Origin of the sequence: Candidatus Pedobacter colombiensis (assembly GCA_029202485.1) — a bacterium.
Classification (GTDB): Bacteria; Bacteroidota; Bacteroidia; order Sphingobacteriales; family Sphingobacteriaceae; genus Pedobacter; species Pedobacter colombiensis.
This window is the reverse complement of the sequence record CP119313.1, coordinates 643,997-667,273: the sequence shown is the minus strand read 5'-3', so window position 1 is coordinate 667,273 and position 23,277 is coordinate 643,997. Positions and strand designations below refer to the sequence as shown.

Annotated in this window: 22 protein-coding genes and 5 tRNA genes; 3 read left to right on the top strand and 24 right to left on the bottom strand. The window is 38.5% G+C overall.

Features of this window, described 5'->3' with window-relative positions:
- Positions 1–9: 9 nt before the first annotated feature.
- The 16 genes from rpoB to rpsU all read right to left on the bottom strand — a co-directional run bounded on the left by rpoB (position 10) and on the right by rpsU (position 10,643).
- Complete coding sequence (rpoB, locus tag P0Y49_02845; GenBank protein WEK20086.1) at positions 10–3,813, bottom strand: DNA-directed RNA polymerase subunit beta; 3,804 nt, start codon at positions 3,811–3,813, stop codon at positions 10–12.
- Between the two features lie 153 nt (positions 3,814–3,966).
- A complete protein-coding gene (gene rplL, locus P0Y49_02840) occupies positions 3,967–4,341 on the bottom strand; it encodes a 50S ribosomal protein L7/L12 (GenBank protein ID WEK20085.1) in 375 nt (124 codons plus the stop codon).
- Positions 4,342–4,404: 63 nt separating this feature from the next.
- On the bottom strand, positions 4,405–4,926 hold the full coding sequence (gene rplJ / locus P0Y49_02835) for a 50S ribosomal protein L10 (protein ID WEK20084.1): 522 nt from the start codon (positions 4,924–4,926) through the stop codon (positions 4,405–4,407).
- 2 nt (positions 4,927–4,928) lie between these two features.
- Positions 4,929–5,627, bottom strand: a complete 699-nt coding sequence (gene rplA / locus P0Y49_02830) for a 50S ribosomal protein L1 (protein ID WEK20083.1) — start codon at positions 5,625–5,627, stop codon at positions 4,929–4,931.
- Between the two features lie 23 nt (positions 5,628–5,650).
- On the bottom strand, positions 5,651–6,094 hold the full coding sequence (gene rplK, locus P0Y49_02825) for a 50S ribosomal protein L11 (protein WEK20082.1): 444 nt from the start codon (positions 6,092–6,094) through the stop codon (positions 5,651–5,653).
- Between the two features lie 89 nt (positions 6,095–6,183).
- Positions 6,184–6,726 carry a transcription termination/antitermination protein NusG gene (nusG, locus tag P0Y49_02820; protein ID WEK20081.1) on the bottom strand — a complete coding sequence of 181 codons (543 nt, stop codon included), beginning with the start codon at positions 6,724–6,726 and terminating at the stop codon, positions 6,184–6,186.
- Between the two features lie 9 nt (positions 6,727–6,735).
- Positions 6,736–6,933: a preprotein translocase subunit SecE gene (gene secE, locus P0Y49_02815; protein WEK20080.1), complete on the bottom strand. Its 198-nt coding sequence runs from the start codon at positions 6,931–6,933 to the stop codon at positions 6,736–6,738.
- 13 nt (positions 6,934–6,946) lie between these two features.
- Positions 6,947–7,017, bottom strand: a tRNA-Trp gene (locus P0Y49_02810).
- Between the two features lie 112 nt (positions 7,018–7,129).
- Positions 7,130–8,317 (bottom strand): elongation factor Tu, encoded by a 1,188-nt coding sequence (tuf, locus tag P0Y49_02805; GenBank protein ID WEK20079.1) that lies wholly within the window; start codon positions 8,315–8,317, stop codon positions 7,130–7,132.
- A gap of 116 nt (positions 8,318–8,433) precedes the next feature.
- A tRNA-Thr gene (locus P0Y49_02800) sits at positions 8,434–8,505 on the bottom strand.
- A gap of 86 nt (positions 8,506–8,591) precedes the next feature.
- Positions 8,592–8,664 (bottom strand) — tRNA-Gly (locus P0Y49_02795).
- Positions 8,665–8,674: 10 nt separating this feature from the next.
- Positions 8,675–8,757, bottom strand: a tRNA-Tyr gene (locus tag P0Y49_02790).
- 39 nt (positions 8,758–8,796) lie between these two features.
- Positions 8,797–8,869 (bottom strand) — tRNA-Thr (locus tag P0Y49_02785).
- Positions 8,870–9,076: 207 nt separating this feature from the next.
- Positions 9,077–9,424 carry a ribosome-associated translation inhibitor RaiA gene (gene raiA, locus P0Y49_02780; protein WEK20078.1) on the bottom strand — a complete coding sequence of 116 codons (348 nt, stop codon included), beginning with the start codon at positions 9,422–9,424 and terminating at the stop codon, positions 9,077–9,079.
- A gap of 14 nt (positions 9,425–9,438) precedes the next feature.
- On the bottom strand, positions 9,439–10,323 hold the full coding sequence (locus P0Y49_02775; protein WEK20077.1) for a tyrosine-type recombinase/integrase: 885 nt from the start codon (positions 10,321–10,323) through the stop codon (positions 9,439–9,441).
- 125 nt (positions 10,324–10,448) lie between these two features.
- Entirely contained in the window at positions 10,449–10,643 is a 195-nt protein-coding gene (rpsU, locus tag P0Y49_02770; protein WEK20076.1) for a 30S ribosomal protein S21, read from the bottom strand.
- 145 nt (positions 10,644–10,788) lie between these two features.
- Here rpsU and P0Y49_02765 point away from each other — a divergent pair, with 145 nt between their 5' ends.
- Positions 10,789–11,160: a hypothetical protein gene (locus P0Y49_02765; GenBank protein ID WEK20075.1), complete on the top strand. Its 372-nt coding sequence runs from the start codon at positions 10,789–10,791 to the stop codon at positions 11,158–11,160.
- 75 nt (positions 11,161–11,235) lie between these two features.
- Here P0Y49_02765 and P0Y49_02760 read toward each other — a convergent pair whose 3' ends face one another.
- From P0Y49_02760 to P0Y49_02750, 3 genes are all read right to left on the bottom strand, one after another.
- Positions 11,236–12,408, bottom strand: coding sequence for an acyl-CoA dehydrogenase (locus P0Y49_02760; GenBank protein ID WEK20074.1), 1,173 nt, complete (start codon positions 12,406–12,408; stop codon positions 11,236–11,238).
- Positions 12,409–12,625: 217 nt separating this feature from the next.
- Positions 12,626–13,153, bottom strand: a complete 528-nt coding sequence (locus tag P0Y49_02755) for an adenine phosphoribosyltransferase (GenBank protein ID WEK20073.1) — start codon at positions 13,151–13,153, stop codon at positions 12,626–12,628.
- A gap of 2 nt (positions 13,154–13,155) precedes the next feature.
- The gene (locus P0Y49_02750) at positions 13,156–14,061 is read right to left on the bottom strand and encodes a helix-hairpin-helix domain-containing protein (GenBank protein WEK20072.1); all 906 of its coding nucleotides are present in this window, start codon (positions 14,059–14,061) and stop codon (positions 13,156–13,158) included.
- 312 nt (positions 14,062–14,373) lie between these two features.
- On the opposite strand from P0Y49_02750, the gene P0Y49_02745 reads away from it, so the two are divergent.
- Both P0Y49_02745 and P0Y49_02740 read left to right on the top strand, forming a co-directional pair.
- Positions 14,374–16,125: a GNAT family N-acetyltransferase gene (locus P0Y49_02745; GenBank protein WEK20071.1), complete on the top strand. Its 1,752-nt coding sequence runs from the start codon at positions 14,374–14,376 to the stop codon at positions 16,123–16,125.
- A gap of 403 nt (positions 16,126–16,528) precedes the next feature.
- Complete coding sequence (locus P0Y49_02740; protein ID WEK20070.1) at positions 16,529–18,691, top strand: mechanosensitive ion channel; 2,163 nt, start codon at positions 16,529–16,531, stop codon at positions 18,689–18,691.
- 150 nt (positions 18,692–18,841) lie between these two features.
- On the opposite strand, the gene P0Y49_02735 is transcribed toward P0Y49_02740, so the two are convergent.
- The 5 genes from P0Y49_02735 to P0Y49_02715 form a co-directional block, all read right to left on the bottom strand.
- Positions 18,842–20,086: a C40 family peptidase gene (locus tag P0Y49_02735; protein ID WEK20069.1), complete on the bottom strand. Its 1,245-nt coding sequence runs from the start codon at positions 20,084–20,086 to the stop codon at positions 18,842–18,844.
- 42 nt (positions 20,087–20,128) lie between these two features.
- Positions 20,129–20,653, bottom strand: a complete 525-nt coding sequence (locus P0Y49_02730) for a DUF962 domain-containing protein (GenBank protein ID WEK20068.1) — start codon at positions 20,651–20,653, stop codon at positions 20,129–20,131.
- Positions 20,654–20,737: 84 nt separating this feature from the next.
- A complete protein-coding gene (rny, locus tag P0Y49_02725; GenBank protein WEK20067.1) occupies positions 20,738–22,300 on the bottom strand; it encodes a ribonuclease Y in 1,563 nt (520 codons plus the stop codon).
- 357 nt (positions 22,301–22,657) lie between these two features.
- Positions 22,658–22,948 carry a cell division protein ZapA gene (locus P0Y49_02720; GenBank protein WEK20066.1) on the bottom strand — a complete coding sequence of 97 codons (291 nt, stop codon included), beginning with the start codon at positions 22,946–22,948 and terminating at the stop codon, positions 22,658–22,660.
- Positions 22,949–22,980: 32 nt separating this feature from the next.
- Entirely contained in the window at positions 22,981–23,271 is a 291-nt protein-coding gene (locus P0Y49_02715) for a hypothetical protein (protein ID WEK20065.1), read from the bottom strand.
- Between the last annotated feature and the right edge of the window lie 6 nt (positions 23,272–23,277).

The following is a 23,277-nucleotide window of genomic DNA, read 5'->3' as shown; positions in this document are numbered from 1 at the left end:
CTTTCAACATTAGTCTAACGTAATATCTAAACCTAATCCACGTAACTCATGTACCAATACGTTAAACGATTCCGGTACACCAGGAGTAGGAAGGTTCTCGCCTTTTACAATTGCCTCATAAGTTTTGGCCCTACCGATAACATCATCCGACTTAACAGTTAATATCTCTTGTAGGATATTGGCAGCACCAAATGCCTCCAATGCCCAAACCTCCATCTCACCAAAACGCTGACCACCGAATTGGGCTTTACCACCCAATGGTTGTTGTGTGATCAATGAGTATGGTCCAATTGAACGGGCGTGCATCTTATCATCAACCATGTGTCCTAATTTCAACATATAGATAATACCTACAGTTGTTGGCTGGTCAAATTTCTCACCCGTTAAACCATTATGTAAATAAGTTCTACCTGAAGCAGGTACACCAGCTTTAGCAATCCACTCTTCTACCTCGTCATGTTTAGCACCATCAAAAATCGGAGTTGCAAATTTAACACCCAATTCTTTACCAGCCCATGCCAATACAGTTTCATAGATCTGGCCCAGGTTCATACGTGAAGGTACACCCAATGGGTTCAACACGATATCAACAGGAGTTCCGTCTTCAAGGAATGGCATATCTTCATCACGTACAATACGGGCTACAATACCCTTATTACCGTGACGACCAGCCATCTTATCACCCACTTTTAATTTACGTTTTTTAGCTACATAAACTTTAGCCATTTGTACAATACCTGATGGCAATTCATCACCAACACTGATGGCAAATTTATCACGTTTGTAAGCACCTAGCTCTTCGTTAACACGAATACCATAGTTATGAAGCAATAACTTGATCTGATCATTTTTATCATCATCAGTAGTCCATTTGTATGGATTGATGTGTGCATATTCAAGATCAGATAAACTTTTCTGCGTAAACTTAGCACCCTTAGGGAACAACAGTTCTTTATAAACGTTGTATACACCTTGAGATGTTTTACCATTCACAATTTGGAATAGTTTATCTACCAGTTCGTTTTTCAAGTTTAAAACAGCAAGATCATATCTCTTGTCTAATTTCTCTATTGCCGATTTTTCTTCAGCTTTAGTAGTTTTCTTAGCTCTTGAGAATAATTTAGTGTCAATTACTACCCCTCTGATAGATGGTGGAGTTTTCAAAGATGCATCTTTCACATCTCCTGCTTTATCACCAAATATCGCACGTAATAATTTCTCTTCCGGCGAAGGATCAGACTCTCCCTTAGGAGTGATCTTACCAATAAGGATGTCACCCTCTTTAACCTCAGCACCAATACGGATAATACCGTTTTCATCTAAATCTTTAGTAGCTTCTTCAGAAACGTTAGGGATATCTGGTGTCAATTCCTCTTCCCCACGTTTTGTATCACGTACTTCCAATTCAAACTCTTCAATGTGTAAAGAAGTAAAGATATCTTCACGAACAATACGCTCGCTAATTACGATCGCATCCTCAAAGTTATACCCTTGCCAAGGCATGAAAGCAACTTTTAAGTTTCTTCCCAATGCCAATTCACCATTTTCAGTAGCATACCCTTCACAAAGTACTTGTCCTTTAACAACTTTCTGACCCTTCTTAACAATCGGTTTTAAGTTGATACAAGTATTCTGGTTGGTTTTCTTGAATTTGATTAATTTATAAGTTTTGCTATCACCTTCGAAAGAAACTAAACGATCGCTGTCGTTTCTAACATATTTAATAGTGATCTCATTAGCATCTACATATTCAACTACACCATCGCCTTCAGCATTGATCAGTGTTCTCGAATCGCGAGCTACGCGACCTTCCAAACCTGTACCAACAATCGGAGCCTCAGGACGCAACAAAGGTACGGCCTGACGTTGCATGTTCGACCCCATCAAAGCCCTGTTCGCATCATCATGCTCAAGGAAAGGAATCAACGATGCAGCGATCGAAGTAATCTGATTAGGTGCCACGTCCATTAAGTCTAATTTCTCAGGCTCAATAACCGGGAAGTCACCCTCATAACGTGCCTTTACACGTGATGTAGTGAAATTACCTTTATCATCATAAGAGGCATTTGCCTGAGCAATCGTTTTACCATCTTCATCTTCAGCAGATAAATAGATAACCGGTTCGTCCATGACAACAATACCATCCTCTACTTTTTTATATGGAGTTTCAATGAAACCTAAGTTGTTGATCTTCGCGTGTACACAAAGAGAAGAAATCAAACCAATGTTTGGTCCCTCTGGTGTTTCAATCGTACACAAACGACCGTAGTGCGTATAGTGAACGTCACGAACCTCGAAACCTGCACGCTCACGTGACAAACCACCTGGACCTAAGGCTGACAAACGACGCTTGTGCGTAATCTCCGCCAAAGGATTCGTCTGGTCCATGAACTGTGATAACTGGTTTGTACCAAAGAATGAATTAATAACCGACGATAAAGTACGGGCATTAATCAAATCAGTTGGTGTGAAAACCTCATTGTCACGTATGTTCATGCGCTCACGGATGGTACGAGCCATACGTGCCAAACCAACACCAAATTGAGCGTATAATTGCTCACCTACTGTACGAACACGACGATTCGACAAGTGATCAATATCATCCACCTCTTCTTTAGAGTTGATCAGTTTAATCAAATATTTAACAATAGCAATAATATCCGCTTTTGTTAAAACCTTTACATGATCAGGAGTATCCATTTTCAACTTACGGTTGATACGGTATCTACCCACATCACCTAAGTCATAACGTTTATCAGAGAAGAACAAACGTTCGATAATACCTCTTGCAGTTTCCTCATCAGGTGGTTCTGCATTACGCAAAGCACGATAGATGTTTTCAACAGCCTCTTTTTCAGAGTTAGAAGTATCCTTTTGTAAAGTATTATATATAATGGTATAATCAGCCTGGCTTGCACCATCATCTTTAGACAAGATGATCGTTTTAACACCAGCATCAATGATCATATCAATATGGTCGTCTTCTAAAACTGTATCCCTGTCCAGGATCACTTCATTACGATCAATAGAAACTACCTCGCCAGTATCTTCATCCACAAAATCCTCTACCCATTTCCTCAATACTCTTGCAGCAAGTTTACGTCCGATATATTTCTTCAAACCTGATTTGCTAACCTTAACCTCATCAGCAAGATCAAACAATTCAAGAATGTCTTTATCAGAATCGTAACCGATAGCACGCAATAACGTGGTAACAGGGAATTTCTTCTTACGGTCGATATAAGCATACATAACGTTATTTACGTCAGTAGCAAACTCAATCCAAGAACCTTTGAAAGGAATTACACGAGCAGAATACAACTTAGTTCCGTTAGTGTGACGGCTTTGGCCGAAGAACACTCCAGGAGACCTGTGTAACTGTGAAACAATTACACGCTCTGCACCGTTAATCACAAACGTACCTTTAGGAGTCATATAAGGTATGGTTCCTAAATACACATCTTGAATGATGGTTTCAAAATCTTCGTGTTCTGCATCATTACACGAAAGCTTTAATTTAGCTTTCAATGGAACACTATAAGTTAACCCACGGTCAATACACTCAGGTATATCATAACGCGGTGGGTCAATAAAATAATCCAGGAATTCTAAAACAAAAATGTTTCTTGAATCTGTGATTGGAAAATTTTCAGCAAACACCTTAAATAAACCTTCTGTGTGACGGTTATCTGAAGTAGTTTCGATCTGAAAAAATTCTCTGAATGATTGCAACTGCACATCTAGAAAATCCGGGTAATCTATGATATGCTTACTACGTGCAAAATTTACTCTTTGGTCGACTTTATTTGCCAATGGACTAAAGTTAATTTAGTTTAAGAATAAACTATTTGTTTGGTTTGCCGCTAAACAATTTCATCAACCAAACTAAATGAAATGTTTATAAACAGGTATAGACTCCGACTATACAGTCGGAGTCTATGTTTAATTTATATTAAAATTAAGTGATTACTTAATTTCAACTACAGCTCCAGCTTCTTCTAATTGAGTTTTCAAAGCAGCAGCTTCGTCTTTAGAAACACCAGCTTTCAATTCTTTCGGTGCACCATCAACTAAGTCTTTAGCTTCTTTCAAACCTAAACCAGTTAAGTCTTTTACCAATTTAACAACTGCTAATTTCTGACCACCAGCTTCTTTCAATATTACATCAAAAGTAGATTTCTCTTCAGCTGCAGGAGCAGCATCACCAGCAGGACCTGCAATTGCAACTGCAGCAGCAGCTGGTTCAATACCGTACTCGTCTTTTAAGATTTGAGCTAATTCGTTAACTTCTTTAACTGTTAAGTTTACCAATTGCTCAGCAAACGCTTTTAAATCTGCCATTTTTATAGATTTTTAAAAATTTACGTAAAAATAATTTGTTTAATATGAACTTTTAAGGTGTTCTTAACCTTCTCTTTCTTGAAGAGTTTTAACAATTCCTGCAATTTTGTTACCGCCAGACTGTAATGCCGATATAACGTTTTTAGCTGGTGATTGTAATAATCCAATGATATCTCCAATAAGCTCTTCTCTTGATTTCAAGCTTACTAAAGTATCTAATTGGTTATCACCAATAAATACTGTTGAATCGATATATGCAGCTTTAAGCTGAGGTTTATCAGATCCTTTTCTCAGGGCTTTGATCAGCTTAGCTGGACCGTTACCTACTGTTGAGAATAATAATGCTGATTGACCTTTAAGCGCAACAAAGATTTCTGATGCATCGCCTTCTAATCCTTCAATCGCTTTTCTGATCAAAGTGTTTTTAGCAACTTGCATTTCAATCCCGCTTTCAAAACATTTGCGACGGATACTGTTTACTTTCTCAACAGATAAGCTTGATGTATCGGCAATATAAAAATTACCGTATTCCTGCATCTTCACTTGAAGAGCCGAAACGACTTCGTGTTTTTCTTCTCTGTTCATAATTAGATCCCCGCTACTGATTTAGTTTCGATTGCAATTCCAGGACTCATAGTTGAAGAAACATGAATGCTCTTAAAATAAGTTCCTTTTGCAGCAGATGGTTTTAACTTAGAAATTACTTGAAGAACTTCTAAAGCATTTTCATATATTTTCTCTGCTGGGAATGATACTTTTCCTACTGAAGCGTGTATAATACCACTTTTGTCAACTTTAAAATCAATCTTACCGCCTTTTACATCAGTAACTGCTTTACCAACTTCGTTAGTTACAGTACCTGATTTAGGGTTTGGCATAAGGTTACGTGGACCTAAAACGCGGCCCAGTTTACCTACCTTTGCCATACAAGCAGGAGTAGTGATAATAATGTCAACATCAGTCCATCCACCTTCAATCTTGGCTACATATTCGTCTAAACCTACAAAATCTGCACCTGCCGCTTTAGCCTCTTCTTCCTTATCAGGAGTACAAAGAACTAATACACGTACAGTTTTACCTGTACCGTGTGGTAAAGTAGCAATACCACGTACCATTTGATTGGCTTTACGTGGATCTACACCTAATGCTACATCGATATCAACCGATGCATCAAATTTAGTTGTAGTAATCTCTTTTACCAAAGCAGCCGCATCCTTTAAAGAATACGTTTTACCAGATTCTAGTTTAGCATGTGCCTTTTTTTGATTTTTTGTTAATTTAGCCACTGTTGTAAACTGTTTTTTGTTAATTAATTTGTCCAAGGTGCATCACCGCTAACGGTGATTCCCATACTGCGTGCTGTACCGGCAACCATACTCATTGCCGATTCGATAGTAAATGCATTTAAATCAGTCATTTTATCTTCAGCAATTGACTTAACCTGATCCCAAGTCACCGAACCAACTTTCTTACGGTTGGGCTCAGCAGAACCACTCGTTAATTTAGTAGCATCCTTTAATTGGATAGCAACTGGAGGGGTTTTGATGATAAATTCGAAAGACTTGTCAGCATAAACAGTAATTACGACTGGTAATACTTTACCGGGCTTATCTTGGGTACGAGCATTGAATTGCTTGCAAAATTCCATAATGTTCACCCCCTTAGCACCTAACGCAGGTCCTACTGGTGGCGATGGATTTGCGGCTCCACCCTTGATTTGTAACTTAACAAGCGCACTGACTTCTTTTGCCATTTTCTGTTTTGTTAATTTGTAATACTCAATGTTATTATGTTGGAAGCATGTAACATTTAAGATCTTGATATTGTTTTAAATAGTTAAAACTATTCTTTCTCTACCTGCATATAGTTAAGCTCCAATGGAGTCTTTCTTCCGAAAATCTTAACCATAACTTTTAATTTCTTCTTCTCTTCGTTAACCTCTTCAATAACGCCAGTAAAACCATTGAATGGTCCATCCATAACTTTAACGTTCTCGCCTACATAATAAGCAACGTTCATGGTTTCGCCTTGCTGGCTCATCTCATCAACTTTACCTAAAATACGGTTAACTTCTGCCTGACGCATAGGAACCGGATTTCCACCCTTATCCCCTAAAAAACCAATCACACTATTAATATTCTTAATAATGTGTTCTAATTCTCCATCTAAAATAGCCTCGATCAAAACATAGCCCGGGTAATAATTGCGTTCCTTCGCAATCTTTTTACCATCCTTCATCTGATAGTATTTCTCCATTGGGATCAATACCTGTGGTACCAAATGAGAAAATCCTAAACGACTAATTTCAGAATCGATATACTGTTTTACTTTTTTTTCTTTACCGCTAACAGCTCTAACCACATACCATTTCAACTGATCTTCCATTGAGCTATATTAATTAGAAAGTGATTTATAAAAAGTATCTAAAACAAAAGTAGATCCCTTATCCATTGCAAATACAACACATGCAATGATTAATGAAGCTACCAAAACCAATACTGCTGAATTTTGCAATTCACCCCATGTAGGCCAGGTAACCTTATGGGTCATTTCCTCGTAGGATTCTTTAATAAATTGAACTACTTTAGCCATAATTATCTTTTTGCACGGGAACAAGGATTCGAACCCTGATCAAAGGTTTTGGAGACCTCTATTCTACCATTGAACTATTCCCGTGTATATTTAATTCTTATCTAAGAATTAGTGCTTCTTTTAGAACAAAGTACTTAGGCTATAAAGCCCAAGTACTTTGCTTTATGATCTGCTTATCTCTTAAAGAGCTAAGTGATTATTTTAAAATTTCAGTTACCTGACCAGCACCTACTGTTCTACCACCCTCACGGATTGCGAAACGTAGACCTTTTTCCATTGCGATTGCGTTGATCAATTTAACTGTAATTGTAACGTTATCACCTGGCATAACCATTTCAGTTCCTTCAGCTAGTGAGATCTCACCAGTTACGTCTGTGGTACGGAAATAGAATTGTGGACGGTATTTGTTAAAGAATGGAGTGTGACGTCCACCTTCTGCTTTTGACAATACATAGATCTCAGCTTTGAAATCAGTGTGAGGATTTACCGAACCTGGTTTACAGATAACCATACCACGGCGGATATCAGTTTTCTCAATACCACGTAACAATAAACCTACGTTATCACCAGCTTCACCATAATCAAGGATCTTACGGAACATCTCAACACCTGTTACAGTTGATTTAAGATTTTCTGCACCCATACCCAAGATCTCAACTGGATCACCAGAGTTGATTACACCACGCTCAATACGACCAGTTGCAACAGTACCACGACCAGTGATCGAGAATACGTCCTCAACAGGCATTAAGAATGGAAGATCAGTTAAACGTGGAGGAATTGGAATGTAGCTATCAACAGCATCCATTAATTCCATGATTTTAGCTACCCATTTTGGATCTCCGTTCAAGCCACCAAGAGCTGAACCTTGAATAACAGGGATATCATCACCAGGGAATTCATAGAATGATAACAATTCACGAATTTCCATCTCTACTAATTCTAATAACTCAGGATCATCAACCATATCCACTTTATTCATGAATACAACCAATGAAGGTACACCTACCTGACGAGCCAATAGAATGTGCTCACGAGTTTGTGGCATCGGACCATCTGTAGCAGCTACAACGATGATAGCTCCATCCATTTGCGCAGCACCAGTAACCATGTTTTTCACATAATCCGCGTGACCTGGACAGTCAACGTGTGCATAGTGACGGTTAGCTGTTGAATATTCAACGTGTGCTGTATTAATAGTGATACCTCTTTCTTTTTCCTCTGGAGCAGAGTCAATAGAATCAAATGAACGCGCCTCAGATAAACCAGCATCAGATAACACTTTAGTGATAGCTGCTGTTAAGGTTGTTTTACCGTGGTCAACGTGACCGATTGTGCCGATGTTTAAGTGCGGCTTGCTGCGGTCAAACTTTTCTTTTGCCATGTTTTTATACTTATTAGTAGGTTAACTTTTTATTTATTATTTGTTTTGATACTATTTCAACACGAAAAACCTTGTTCAGCTGCTCTACAACAGATTAACAAAGCATCTCTTTTTTGAGCCAAAGATGGGACTTGAACCCACGACCTCTTCCTTACCAAGGAAGTGCTCTACCGCTGAGCTACTTCGGCTTTTAATCTTAGCCTGCATTTATTTTAACCAGAAACAAAGGTTAAACTTTCACTGCCTGCAGACTGCCCAGCTTTTTTCCAATTTGAGCGGAAGACGAGGTTCGAACTCGCGACCTATAGCTTGGAAGGCTATCGCTCTACCAACTGAGCTACTTCCGCTTCTTTATTGTGGGGGGAGAAGGATTCGAACCTTCGAAGTCTTGCGACAACAGAGTTACAGTCTGTCCCATTTGGCCACTCTGGTATCCCCCCGCTTTTAATCACTGCATATCACTACACACTTCTTAAAAGAGCCTCCTATCGGAATCGAACCAATGACCTACTGATTACAAGTCAGTTGCTCTACCAGCTGAGCTAAGGAGGCTTATACAATGCATTACTTATAAATCAAGCAATGTTTTCTACAATATTAATCTTTCACAGAACACCCCTCTTTCTTACTGGGCCAACGCCCTCTCTGAATGGGAATGCAAATCTACAAGAATTTTAATACGATGCAAAATTATTTTCAAAAAAAAATTGGCAGAAGTAAATCTGCCAATTTCATATCAAAAAGCTAAAAAATATGTATCTAATAATCAGATACTTCATTCGCATTCAAAAGAACCTTGTGTTCGCTCAACTTAATTCTCGTCTTATCTTTATGTTTAGTAATTTGCTTTCTTAATGATTCAATTGCTAAATCCGTCGCCTCTTCAAAGGATTTACATTGCTCTTTTGCAAACATTGTCCCCCCCGGTACGATCAACTTAACCTCACTTATCTTATTCGCCTCATCGTCTACATTTTCTAATTTTAAATAAACTTCCCCACTAATGATCTGATCAAAAAACTGATCTAGTTTATCGACTTTTCTCTGGATAAAATCTAACAACTTCTGGTCTGCGTTGAAATGGATCGATTGAACTGTGATTTTCATATTTTCCTCCTTTTTTATGCCTTTGGATGGGCCTGTTTATATATTGTTTTTAATCTCTCTACTGAATTATGCGTATAAACCTGCGTAGCAGCTAAACTGGCATGTCCTAGCAACTCCTTGATCGCATTTAAATCGGCGCCCCTGTTCAACAAACTCGTAGCATAAGAATGTCGTAACACGTGCGGGCTTTTCTTATCTTGGGTGGATACATAAGTTAAATATCGCTGAACAATCCTCCTGATAAATTCAGGGTAAGCTTCAGCTCCTTTATTAGTAACGATTAAGCCCAATGTTTTGTTATCAAACTTTTGTAATGTTTTAAGCGCTACATAATTTTTCAACTGCTCAGCAAGTATTTTACTAATAGGAATGATCCGCTCCTTACTCCTTTTACCCATTACCCTGATCGTTGAATCATAAAAATTGATATCCTCCTCTTTCAGCGACAGCAATTCAGCCAAGCGCATCCCTGTACCAAAAAAAGTCTCGATAATCAATCTGTCCCTTACCGAAGGAAAACTATCATCAAAGAACTCTTCCGAATCCAGCAGCAAGTCTAACTTTGCATCATCTATAAACACCGGTAGTTTTTTAGGCACTTTAGGCGCCTTAACCAAAGCCATAGGGCTTGCTGGTATTAAATCCTGACGCAATAGAAATTTATAAAAACTACGAAGTGTAGACAACTTCCTGCCTACTGAATTCTCTCCAACCTTATTGTCCATCAGGTACACCATAAAATCTCTTATATGCACATGCTTAACCTCCGCCAATGGCATGTCGAATGTTTTTCCTATAAAATCTTCAAACTGAAGCAGATCTGTTTGGTAAGACTGGATGGTATGTGAAGAATATCTCTTCTCGTGCTGCAGATAGGTTAAAAATTGCTCAACAGTCATAGAAACTTTTGTATTGCTCGTTTAAGTGAATATACAAAAGATTAGTATAACAACGACCTTTTTTAACACAAAAAAAACGTCACCGGGTTTCGATGACGTTTTAATATGATATTAAACCTTCAGAACTAGATTGTTCCTTCAAGTTGCATATTTTGTTTATAAATAGCGTGTTTCACTAGTGTACGACGAGCTACAGATTTTTTCTCATAAGCTTGGCGGCTACGCAATTCTCTCAAAACTCCTGTTTTTTCAAACTTCTTTTTGAAACGTTTTAACGCCTTATCCAATGATTCGCCGTCTTTAATATTAATAATGATCATAACGTAAAATACCTCCTCTCGTTGTTTTTAGGACTGCAAAGATAGAGCTTTCATTTGATAATCAAAACAATATATCATATTTAATTATTAATATACTCAAACCTAACTGGTTATTTAGTTATATTTATGATCAAAACTTATATCTATGAAATCTAAAAAAACACTATTCATCGTCCTTGCCATCTTAATCATTGCCCTTGGTGGCTATTTTTATTACAATTACTATTTTGTATTCGGAGAAGGTGTTAAAGCCGGACAACTTAATTATGTAGTTAAAAAGGGATATTTATTCAAAACATACGAAGGCAAACTGATCCAGACCGGATTCCGCACCGGACAGCCCGGCGCTATACAGTCGAATGAATTTGAATTTTCGGTGAGTAATAAGGATCTTGCAGAGAAAATGATGCTAAACAGTGGAAAAACTTTCGAACTGCATTATACAGAATATGTAAAAAGTTTGCCATGGAGAGGTTATAGCCCGTTTGTGGTAGATCAGATCATCTCCATAAAATAATAAATCCGGGTATCTTTCGATACACCGGATTTACCAGTTTTATAATTGGTTAGCATATTCGTCTTAAATAGGACTTTAGTCTTTCAGCACTTCCCGTGCAATGACTATTTTCTGAATTTCGGAGGTCCCCTCTCCTATTGTGCATAATTTGCTATCGCGATAGAACTTCTCAACTGGAAAATCTTTAGTATAGCCATAGCCACCAAAAATCTGTACAGCTTCAGTAGCACACCTTACACAAACCTCTGAAGCAAAATATTTGGCCATTGCCGACTCTTTTGTCATAGGTAAACCACGATTCTTTAAATCGGCAGCCTGCCTGATCAACAAATCAGCAGCTTCAATTTCTGTGGCCATATCGGCGAGTTTAAAACTTATCCCCTGAAAGCTAGCTATCGGTTGTCCAAACTGATGACGCTCTTTGGAATAGGCAACAGCCGCCTCATAGGCACCCTTAGCGATACCAAGAGCCAATGCGGCAATAGAAATCCTTCCACCGTCCAACACCTTCATAGCTTGTTTAAACCCTTCTCCTACATTTCCTAAAAGGTTCTCTTTCGGAACGCGACAATTGTCAAATATCATCTCTGTAGTTTCCGAAGCCCTCATGCCTAATTTATTCTCTTTTTTACCGGCCGAAAAACCAGGTGTACCGCGTTCAACAACAATCGCAGAAATACCTTTAGCTTCCCCTTTTTCACCGGTACGGACCATTACAACTGCAACATCGCCACTTTTACCATGTGTGATCCAGTTTTTAGCTCCGTTAATTACATATTCATCCCCATCTAATGTAGCCGTGGTCATCATCCGCAAAGCGTCCGATCCAGTATTGGCTTCAGTTAAACCCCAGGCCCCTATCCATTCGGCAGTAGCCAGCTTAGGCAACCATTTTTGTTTTTGGGCCTCATTTCCAAAAGCCAGAATATGTCCGGTACATAAAGAATTATGCGCGGCAACAGATAAACCTATAGAACCACAAACTTTTGCGACTTCTACAATTACATCCACATATTCCTGGTAACCAAAACCAGATCCACCATAAATTTCCGGGACAAGAACACCCATCAAACCCAGTTCACCCAATTGTTTAAAAACTTCAACAGGAAAATATTGCGATTCATCCCATTCCATCAATTTTGGTTTGATATTTTTCTCGGCAAAATCTTTCACCATACCCCTGATCATCTCTTGATTTTCTGAGATACTAAAGTTGAATCCCACAGAATTATCCATCGTTTCTAACATATTTGATTGTTTGAATTTGAGCAATGATAAACAAATAAAACTACAGCATCACCAGTTAAAAATTCGCCAAAAGATAGAACGAAATGGTATTTAGTTCATTAACCTTACCCTATCATTTTAGACAAACGAATAAGGTCAAAAGTTTTTTTTATTATTTTTTTTCAAAATGCGCCATTCAGCAGCCAAGAGCTAAAGAAAACAATAAATCCGCCAAATTTTAATATGATGCAAGTGCAAAGATTTGCTCACTATAGGGCGCTAGTCTGACTCTTCCGTTCAAGAAATCCAAAGCAATAATAAAAGAATAACCTGCAACTTCGGCGCCCAGCTGCATCACCAATTTAGATGCGGCAACAACGGTTCCACCAGTGGCCAGTAAGTCATCATGGATCAAAACTTTTTGCCCGGCAATTAGCGCATCCTCATGCAGCTCTATAGTTGCCGTCCCATACTCAAGTTCATACGACTGCTGCACTGTTTTATAGGGCAGCTTACCCGCCTTCCTGATTGGCACAAAAGGAACATTTAAAAGTTGGGCCAACGCCGGACCAAATAAAAACCCCCGACTTTCGATACCCGCAACTACATCAATACCCACACTTTTAAGCTGCTCGGCCAGTGCACTGGTGATCTCCAGACACAATTGAGGCTCTTTTAATATTGGAGTGATATCTTTAAAAACGATTCCTGCTTTCGGAAAATCATTTACATCGCGTACTGTTGATTTTATTTTTGATTCGATCATGGTTAAAATTCAAGATAAGCAGCTAAACGGTTAATCGTTTCCTGATTTAAAATAGCTACTTTATTTAAGTCTGCAATATTACTATAATTTCCATGCTGTTTCCTATATTGTATCAGCGCATTTACTTGTTTATATCTGATATACGGGTGATTTTTAAAATCAGCCAGTTCAGCAGTATTCACATTTATCTTTTTTAGTTTACTAACATCAATTACGACCTGATCTTTAATCTCCTCGTACTTTACCGAATCCAGGCCAAATACTTCCATCAACTGCTCCTTTTTATAAAAACCTCCAATCCTTTCTCTATATTTAATGATGCGATTGGCAAACGTCATCCCAATTCCTTTTATTTGATCAAGTTCAGTAGTATCTGCGCCATTAACTTCAATAATAACAGGTGCAGACTTTATCGGCACTCGTTTGGTATATACTTTTGCAGTAAGCACTAAACTGCTTTCTAAATCATTTCCAATCCTGATATATGGTTCCAACCGCTCATACATCTGTTCGCTTATGGTGTACATTTTGCGCAAATCTGAATGCTTTCTAAACTTACCACCTTTCACCCTATATTTTAAAATAGCCTCAGCCTGTTTAGCTGACAAACCAAGTTTTACCCATTCTGCCACACTAATGGTATTCGGATCAAAAGTAAATAAGCTAGCTCTCCTTTTAACGGTCCGCGGTTCAGCATGATGTTCCTTTCTATTGTTGAGCTTTTTCTTTTCTAACAAGGCTAATTCTAAAACAGCTTGCACTTCACCTTCAGTTACTTGCTCCTCCTGTTTTATTAAACCATATATATAAGGAAAGCTCATTATTAGCCCAATTAAGACCACAAGCGTCATTAAGCCATTAAATTCCCTCTTAGTAAACCCAAAATAAACCGCTAACCATTTCTTCATCAGCTAATTTAATCAAGTCATTTAGAATTAACCAACTTATACTTTAAGAAATAATATATCGAATTAATCATCCAAGATCTATTGGAGTTTTGCTAAGTCCTTTATGGGGCCAGAGCCTCGGCCAGCCCCTCCAACATCCCAGCACTGCCCTGGCAAGCCCCCCACAACTAAGGAGCTTCAACCGCTTTACAAAAACCGCTTTGAATACTACTACACCACTAGTAAACAGCTTATATTTCTAGCTTGTAACGTGCTTTAAAAATATTAATCTTATTTTTGAATTTGCTTTACAATTCATTAATCCAATTTTAAATGAAGATTATTACTACTAAAGAGTTTGCAAAGGCCACAAAGATAGATAAGTTAGGTGTACCGGGTTTAGCGGCTTTACTTATGGAGATGATGAAACTAAATGACATCAACAAAGTTTTTTCTCAAAATGAACACTTTAACGGTCTCGAATTTGTCGACAAAATACTAGAAACTATAGGCGTAAGTATCGATTTTGATGAAGACGACCTTAAAAGCATACCTAAAAAAGGCGGTTTTATAGCCATAGCCAACCATCCTTATGGTGGTATTGAAGGCCTTGCACTTGTGAAATTGTTATGTACTGTAAGGCCAGAGGCTAAAGTGATGGTTAACTTCATCCTTAAAAAAATCCCTAACCTTAGCGAGTTCTTTGTAGCGGTAAATCCTTTCGAAAACGTTCAACATACCTCCAGCATAAGCGGTCTAAAAGCAACGTTCGACCTTCTGCAAAGTGGAACCCCCATTGGAATCTTCCCTGCCGGTGAGGTTTCTACCTTTAGTTTGGATAAACAAGAAATTACCGACCGCATATGGCACCCTGTAGTGGGTAAATTGATAGCCAGAGCAAAAGTACCAGTTGTACCAATTTATTTCCATGGCAACAATGGGGTATTGTTTAACATTCTAAGTTTTATTCATCCGACACTCAGAACGGCTAAGTTGCCATCAGAATTTCTAAACAAACAAGGTCTTAAAATAAAGGTCAGGATAGGTAAGCCGATCAATATCGAAGATATCTCTTACCGGAATAACACCAATAAACTGCTCGACTTTTTACGTGCCCGCACTTATGCGTTGGGTACCGGACTGGAAGAGGAGAAAAAATTGTTTAACCCGATTAACCTTTTCAAGATAAAGAAAAAGCCGGAGCCTGTTATCGCAGAGACAGACCGTAACTTAATTGTGGAAGAGATTGAGGAACTTGAAGGCTTTAGGGTATGGCAGGAAAAAAATTATGAGGTGTACATTGCACCAACAGTAGCCATCCCAAATGTGCTGAGAGAAATTGGCCGTTTAAGAGAGATCACTTTTAGAGAAGTTGGTGAAGGTACCAACAAAAAGATCGACCTAGATAATTACGACATCTATTACAATCACTTGTTTATATGGGATAAGGAACTACAAAATATCGTGGGTGCCTACCGTATAGGCAAGGGTGACGAGATATTAAATACAATGGGTCGCAGAGGTTTTTACCTTTCGGAACTGTTTAAAATTAAGGAGCCTTTTTACCCTTTGCTTAGAAAAGGTATAGAACTTGGTCGTTCATGGATCAGAAAAGAATATCAACAAAAACCATTGCCTTTATTTTTGTTGTGGAAGGGCATTTTAAAATACTTGTTAGACAATCCACAATACAGATATATGTTTGGGCCGGTAAGCATCAGCAACAACTTCTCTAAGTTTTCAAAATCCTTAATTGTTGATTACATCACCAAAAACCATTTCGATTATGAACTGGCACATTATGTAAAGCCTAAAAACAAGTTTAAGGCAGACCTGTCCGCCATTGATAAAGACCTGTTGATAGAAAGTAGTGAATCCTTAAAAGATCTGGACAGCTTGATTTCGGACATTGAAAATTCACACATTAAGATTCCTGTATTGCTAAGACAATATATGAACCTGAATGCAAAAATCATTTGCTTCAATATAGATCCTAAGTTTTCTGATTGTCTGGATGGCTTTCTAGTGGTTGATATGCAAAATATCCCAGCTGAAATGCTAGAGAAGGTTGGAAAAAATTTTTAAAACAAAAAGCCACGACATCCATCGTGGCTTTTTGTTATCAACTAAACCTAAACTTTATAAATACTAACCAAATATTTATGTCACAAAAGTAAGGTCGTGATGTTAAGACGTTGTTAATTATCAATTATGATAAAGTCATTTAAACCAACATTGGCATCAATACTGCTAATGATTAAATCAAACTAATCCATTTAACGATATGCATTCAAAGGCTTTTCTAAAAAACAATATCAAGCTATTTTTACTTCTGATCTGTTTTTTAGCCACCCTTCAACATACTTTCGCTCAAAAAAACTCCAATCCCCAAACAAAAAAGAGCAAACATCTCGCTACAGAAACAGAAATCCCACTGTTGGTTAACAAAGTACAAAGCTATTCCCTAACGGTGGACAAGAATAGTTTTATGCTAAAAAAGAGCTTTGATTTTAGTACCATTGAAAATACACTAACCGGCTTAGAACAAGGCGTTAAAACCTTTAAATTGAAGTTTGAACAGCAAGGTCAAAAAATGAACCTACGTAGTTTAAACAGTGCGGTTATCCTGTTGAAAGAACAATCAGACAATTTAACCGTAAATAAAAATGTACTCAGCGACTATAGCGACCAGCTCACAAAGAACAATGTAGAGGTTAAAAAATTACTCAGCGACCCCGACCTTAATGTCATCATACCAGATTCTATACTAAATGATCAACTGACCTCCCTATTATCCAAAGCCAGGTCTTTGGACACGCTACAAAGGCAAATGCTGTCTAAAGTAAACTTGCTCAAGAATAGGTTGTCCATAAACATGCTCCAGTTAAATGACCTTTCTTCAGACATGACCTATCTATCTATTTCCAAAAAGATAAATATGTTTTCTAAAGAAGAGCCGGCACTTTTTAACCTCAAATCCACACAATACCCACAAAGTTTTACCGAAACTATCGCCAACGCCTTTCAGCGCTCGGCAAGGATCATCAGTATTTATCTAGCCGGTAAAATTCATATTGTTGCCTTGTCATTCCTCGTTTTCATTTTTACCACCGTTTGGATATTGTCAAATATCAGGCGGATAAAAAAGCAGTCAGACCCATCAAGTGTACTACAGCAAGTAAACTTTTTAAAGCGTAGCGTATTGGTAGGATCTTTAATGGCGCTGTTTACCTATGCTCCGTTATTCTTTGGCAATCCAACCATGTCTCTACTGCATGCAATGGAAGCGTTGCGCTTAATTTGTCTGTTCTTTCTATTATGGCCATTTCTTACCAAAAGCTCCAAAGTACTCTGGATCGGACTTACCATCCTCTGGAGCTGCTATGCAGTTGACGATATATTACTCGACACCTCATTTGGTGAACGCTGGGCATTGCTTATTATGGGTCTTTCGCTCAGCTTCCTTTGCCTAAAAATGATTCGCCAAAACAAACCTTTCTTTATTAACATAGAAGAATCACCAGCAACAAAGGCATTACTTATTTTCACCCTAACTCAGGTCTTGCTATCCGTACTGTTTAACCTGTCGGGTATGCTCACACTGTCGAAAATACTTGGGGTAAGTGCCATACAAACCCTTCTATTGGGAATTACGTTAAAGGTTTTTTGTACCATGATACTCGAAGCGATCTATCTGCAAACTGAAGCTTACCAGGACAGTCGATTCTCTGATTTTATCAATTATAAAGAGCTTCAACATCGTTTTCAACGGAATTTATGGATTATCGCCTGTGTGATCTGGACCCTCGGATTGATCCGTAACCTAACCTTATATGATTTGATGATTAGATTGGGTTCCGACTTCTTCTATGCCCAACGAAGCATTGGCAGTTACCAGTTCACATTTGCCAGCATCGCCATCTTCTTTTGCATCATTTGGATATCTTCTTTAATCTCAGGTTTCATCAGCTTCTTCTTTGGACATGAGAAAGCAAGTTCAGGAGGTAAACGCAGCGGCTTAAATTCGATGATGCTGCTTGTCCGTTTGTCCATCTGGACGGTTGGGTTTTTAGTTGCCATTGCAGCTGCAGGTATTCCGATTGATAAATTATCTATCATGCTCGGTGCCTTAGGTGTAGGTATCGGTTTTGGCTTGCAGAACATCGTAAACAACCTTGTTTCGGGTATAATACTTGCTTTTGAACGACCTATACAAATTGGCGATCAAATTGAAATCGGCAATAAAGCCGGAACTGTTAAGGAAATTGGCGTACGTTCGAGCAAAATTCGCAGTGCGGATGGTGCAGACATTATAGTCCCCAATGGAGATCTACTTTCGCAACACCTGATCAACTGGACCATGCAGGACCGTAGTAAAAGGGTTGAATTTTTAATTGGTGTACATTATAATACCGATCTGGATGAAGCTAAAGCGTTAATTGCAGCAAAGCTAAAACAGAATAAAGATATTCTCCAAACTCCTGCACCAGCAATCATAGTGCAAGAATTTGGAGAATATGCAGTCAGCATTAAAGTTCTATTTTGGGTGGCAGATCTTGCCCTTGCAGGATCTATGCGGTCGGCAGCAATGATAGACACCAAAAAAGTATTGACTGATGCGGGGATCCAACTACACAGATCCGACCATTGAGTTTGGGGTTAGGTTTTGTAGTTGAGGGGTTGCTCCATGAGCTTCCCCACTAGATCATGCAGTGCAATATCTACAGCGGCCTTGGCTAAAGTAAACACATGATTAAAGTTGAGCGCGTAAGGTTTTATTTCAAAAAGTCTCTTCTATTGTTCATGGTTTAGTGGTTGTATATAATTCGTGTTGATCTATGCGTGTAATTTGTGGTGTTCCGATCCCGTTGAGCATACGCCTTGCTCCGACTAGTGTAGGCACCTGCGCATCTGCATAATCTGGTGCAGATGGCACTAAACTATTGATTCTGACCATACCGGCTGCCTGAATAAATTTTCCATCTTCCATATAAATCGCCGTATGTGTAACCCGTGGATTTACAGACTTGCCTTTTGCAGCTGCAAAAAAAAGTAAATCTCCTGCCTTTAAATTTTTAAGGCATTTGTCCAAACTCACTGTATCTCCTTCATAAATATCCACAGACTCGCCAATCAGCGCTTGCTGCGAAGCATCCCTTGGCAAAATGATCCCATTTAGGAAAAAGCAGGTCTTGGTAAAACCACTACAGTCTACTCCTTTCATGGAAGTGCCACCCCAGATGTAAGGTGTACCAATCAGTGTTTTGGCAGTAGCCAGAATCTGTGCGGCATCAGGATTAGGCCTTGAAACCCATTTTTTATAATTTTCGGCTGCTTTTACAAGGATATAGGCTATACGCCCATCAGGATAAGCCACTTTATAAAATCCACTTTCTTTGCCTATCAATTTCAGCAAATCTCCTTTCACCAAATCAGATACCCTTTGCGATTTCATATCCGATTTGCTGTAGGCAGTACCATAATCAGCTGTATACATTAATTTATCTGCTTGTTGCCAAGCTTCAAAGCCAGCTTTGTCCATCACAGCCAACGCATCTGTCTCTACCCAGGAGATGTACCGATCTGGCGACCTAACCAAGGAGTAGCCTTTTTCTCTTTTTAAAATTTGAACTGGAGTACCCATGAGCATCTGCGTAACCATTTCGGCCGGATGTGAAGGATGTTTTCTGTTATTTGCTACAGATAAACGCACTACACCATAGACCTGACCTTGTAAATCTGCAGCTGGCAGCAGGTTGGTAATGATAGAAATCATTAAACCTTCTCTTTTTAAGGCTGCTGTCAAAGCTGCTGCTCCTGTTGGCAAAGTAGTCTCCAATTTCAGTGCCGGAACATCATCTCCGGTAATTTCAAAATTGAAAACATCCGTTCTCTGATCTGGGGCTTCAATTTTTGCTACCCGCTCAACAATAGCCTTAATTTTATGAACCAACATGGTATCCAAAACTACAGAAGCCTGCATTTCGAGAGAAAAGAATAGGAGTAAAGAGAGTAAACAGCAGGCTTTCGATTGTACAGCAGTCATTTTAAACAAATTAAGGCGATGTTATGAAAAGTACGATAAGGATCAATATCTTAACCCAATTTTCTTACAAATAAAATGCAATAACCAAATTGGGCCGATTAACAAGAACTTGACATCTTCTAAAAATGAGGGCTTTTTTCCTTCAATTTTGTGACCTACGAATTGTCCTATCCAGGCAATCACAAAAATCACAGCACAAACCAGCCAAAGCGCAGGGCCACCTGCGGCTTCTACTTTCTCCAGCTGTACAATAAAAAAAGACATCGCAAAAATGAGTAGCAACATGAGGTAAGACATCACTGGCGACAAACGATAATAATAATATATAGAAAATGCGATCAGGAAAGAGGCCCAATTTATAAAACCATTGTACTTTCCTAAAAACTCCAGATGAGGAAATGGGATAGCCCATACCAAACCAACTAAGCTAAAGACAATTAATGGTACACAGATCCAGTGAATAAGTTCATTCGTACTGTTTTGATGACTTTCTGCATATTTATCAAAAAGAACATCTATCGGTCTCTTAGGTTCTCCCTTATTCACTTTATTTTGCTCCTTCTTCATGTCTACATTTATTTACCGTGTAAAAATAAAAAAAGCGATAGAATAATCTATCGCTTTCCCTAAATATAACAACGTTGTTGCTGTTTATTTCGCAAATGAAACTGATCTGGTTTCCCTGATCACGGTTACTTTAATCTGTCCCGGATAAGTCATTTCAGTTTGTATACGGTTAGAGATATCTGCAGCTAATAGTTCAGCCTGCTGATCTGTTACTCTTTCACTCTCTACTACTACACGTAGTTCTCTACCCGCCTGTATGGCAAAAGTTTTTTCTACACCAGGGTATGAAAGCGCTAGCTCTTCTAATTCTTTTAAGCGTTTGATATAGCTTTCAACAACTTCACGACGGGCTCCTGGGCGGGCACCTGATATCGCATCACAAGCTTGTACAATTGGTGAGATCATCGAAGTCATTTCTATCTCATCATGGTGAGCACCGATGGCGTTACAAATTTCCGGATGCTCTTTATATTTTTCAGCCAGCTGCATACCTAAAATTGCGTGCGGCAATTCAGGATTATCATCAGGTACTTTACCTATATCATGTAATAGCCCGGCACGCTTTGCCATTTTAGCATTCAAGCCTAATTCTGCAGCCATTGTAGCACAGAAGTTGGCTACCTCACGCGAGTGATGCAATAAGTTCTGGCCATAAGAAGAACGGTAACGCATACGTCCAACCATTCTGATCAGTTCTGGGTGTAGGCCATGGATACCAAGGTCTATTACAGTACGCTCACCGATCTCTACAATTTCGTCTTCGATCTGTTTCTTGGTTTTAGCAACCACCTCTTCAATACGCGCTGGGTGAATCCTTCCATCTGTTACCAAACGGTGTAAAGCCAAACGCGCAATTTCTCTTCTTACCGGATCAAAGCCTGATAATATAATGGCTTCCGGAGTATCATCTACGATGATCTCAATACCTGTTGCTGCTTCCAGCGCACGGATGTTACGTCCTTCACGACCAATTACACGGCCCTTTATTTCATCACTTTCTATATGAAAGATGGAAACCGTATTTTCAATGGCAGCTTCTACAGCAGTACGCTGTATAGTTTGAATCACTACTTTTTTAGCTTCTTTAGTTGCAGTAAGCTTAGCTTCATCCACAATATCCTTTACCTGGATCATGGCTTGAGTACGAGCTTCCTGCTTCATGCTTTCTACCAATTGGTTTTTTGCTTCATCAGCACTTAAGCCGGCAATAGTTTCCAATTGTTTAACATGTTGATTTTTTAAAACATCTACTTCTTCTTGTTTCTTTACAGCAAGTTCAGTTTGTTTCTCCAGGTTCTTTTTATGGTTATCAATTTCCTGTTCCTTACGGTTGAAATTCTCTAAGCGCTGGTTGATGCTTTGTTCCTTTTGTTTAATTGCATTTTCACGCTGGTTGATCTGGTTGTTTTTATTATTTACTTCCTGCTCATGCTCAGATTTCAATTGCAAAAACTTTTCTTTTGCTTCCAGTAACCTGTCTTTTTTCAAGATCTCAGCTTTGCTCTCTGCATCCTTAAGCATCTTTTTCACTTTGGTCTGGGCCGCAATCTCCTGCGTTTTTAGCAGGTTTCTTAGCAGGAACCTCCCAACCAGAACGCCGATTGCAAGGCCGGCCAGTACATATCCTATTATTCCTAATATTTCCATTCTCTATTTGTATTTATTGTTTAATCAGATACAATCCTTTTGATCGTTATCAATCCCACCGGGATGTTAATCCTATCTGATTACTTATATTTTATTTTGAGCAGCTCTTCATTTCTGTTTAACATGCCCATATTCGTTTCAAAAAAAAACCGCAACTAAATTTAATAAGTCCCAAGTTTTAAAAACCTCAACTAATTATAATTAGGATTTAAGTCATTTTCAGGTACATAAATGTAAATGAAATACACCCTCTTAATCCTATAAATATTGAAGTGTTAAGTTTTAAAAATAGTGAAACTCAAAAACGTAGCTGCGGCTATATCTTCGTGCTAATCTTAACTTATGTAAAGAACGTACTTATTTTGAAAAAAATCCGTTTAATAAACTATCCAATTCCTCCACCTTCTCGGCAACTGCAGTATCCTGATTCTGGACTTTATTCTCTACCCTCAATACTGCCGTTGCATAGTGCAGTACTGCCATAGAGAGCAAATCCTGCTTATCTCTAACCGCATAATTTTCCTGATAGTCCTTTATGCGCTCATTAATAATCTTGGCTGCCCGCCTTACAATTTCTTCCTCTTCAGTATTTACCTTTAAAGGGTAGATACGATCGGAAATAGTTATTTTTATCGAGATTTCTCCCATTTCTTAGCTTTGTTTCACTTTTCAGGTATTCCTTATTTTTTAAGCAATACTACACACTTGTCTATTTCACGCACAAAATCGTTAATTTTTTGCTTTATATCAAGTGTCTTTTCACTTGTACCTTCAATACTTTTCGCCAATTTCAAAACCCTTAGCTTTTCTTCCAGGTCTGCATTCTTGTTTTTTGAAGTATCAAGCGCAACTTTTATCGATTCATTTTCCAGCTTTAGCAGCTCATTTTCTTCTTGTAATGCACCACAAAGCTCTATTAAACGAGCAGTTTTCTGCAATACGGAGGTTAATTGATCTGCAACTGATGACATGAATAG

Coding starts and splice junctions, on each gene's coding strand:
- nusG (WEK20081.1), bottom strand. CDS start 6,726: ATGGAAGATCAGTTGAAATGGTATGTGGTTAGAGCTGTTAGCGGTAAA.
- P0Y49_02750 (WEK20072.1), bottom strand. CDS start 14,061: ATGAAGAAATGGTTAGCGGTTTATTTTGGGTTTACTAAGAGGGAATTT.
- rpsU (WEK20076.1), bottom strand. CDS start 10,643: ATGATCATTATTAATATTAAAGACGGCGAATCATTGGATAAGGCGTTA.
- P0Y49_02720 (WEK20066.1), bottom strand. CDS start 22,948: ATGGGAGAAATCTCGATAAAAATAACTATTTCCGATCGTATCTACCCT.
- P0Y49_02715 (WEK20065.1), bottom strand. CDS start 23,271: ATGTCATCAGTTGCAGATCAATTAACCTCCGTATTGCAGAAAACTGCT.
- P0Y49_02730 (WEK20068.1), bottom strand. CDS start 20,653: ATGAAGAAGGAGCAAAATAAAGTGAATAAGGGAGAACCTAAGAGACCG.
- rplK (WEK20082.1), bottom strand. CDS start 6,094: ATGGCAAAAGAAGTCAGTGCGCTTGTTAAGTTACAAATCAAGGGTGGA.
- secE (WEK20080.1), bottom strand. CDS start 6,933: ATGGCTAAAGTAGTTCAATTTATTAAAGAATCCTACGAGGAAATGACC.
- raiA (WEK20078.1), bottom strand. CDS start 9,424: ATGAAAATCACAGTTCAATCGATCCATTTCAACGCAGACCAGAAGTTG.
- tuf (WEK20079.1), bottom strand. CDS start 8,317: ATGGCAAAAGAAAAGTTTGACCGCAGCAAGCCGCACTTAAACATCGGC.
- P0Y49_02765 (WEK20075.1), top strand. CDS start 10,789: ATGAAATCTAAAAAAACACTATTCATCGTCCTTGCCATCTTAATCATT.
- rny (WEK20067.1), bottom strand. CDS start 22,300: ATGGAAATATTAGGAATAATAGGATATGTACTGGCCGGCCTTGCAATC.
- P0Y49_02760 (WEK20074.1), bottom strand. CDS start 12,408: ATGTTAGAAACGATGGATAATTCTGTGGGATTCAACTTTAGTATCTCA.
- P0Y49_02735 (WEK20069.1), bottom strand. CDS start 20,086: ATGACTGCTGTACAATCGAAAGCCTGCTGTTTACTCTCTTTACTCCTA.
- rplL (WEK20085.1), bottom strand. CDS start 4,341: ATGGCAGATTTAAAAGCGTTTGCTGAGCAATTGGTAAACTTAACAGTT.
- P0Y49_02745 (WEK20071.1), top strand. CDS start 14,374: ATGAAGATTATTACTACTAAAGAGTTTGCAAAGGCCACAAAGATAGAT.
- P0Y49_02755 (WEK20073.1), bottom strand. CDS start 13,153: ATGATCGAATCAAAAATAAAATCAACAGTACGCGATGTAAATGATTTT.
- rplJ (WEK20084.1), bottom strand. CDS start 4,926: ATGAACAGAGAAGAAAAACACGAAGTCGTTTCGGCTCTTCAAGTGAAG.
- P0Y49_02775 (WEK20077.1), bottom strand. CDS start 10,323: ATGACTGTTGAGCAATTTTTAACCTATCTGCAGCACGAGAAGAGATAT.
- P0Y49_02740 (WEK20070.1), top strand. CDS start 16,529: ATGCTAAAAAAGAGCTTTGATTTTAGTACCATTGAAAATACACTAACC.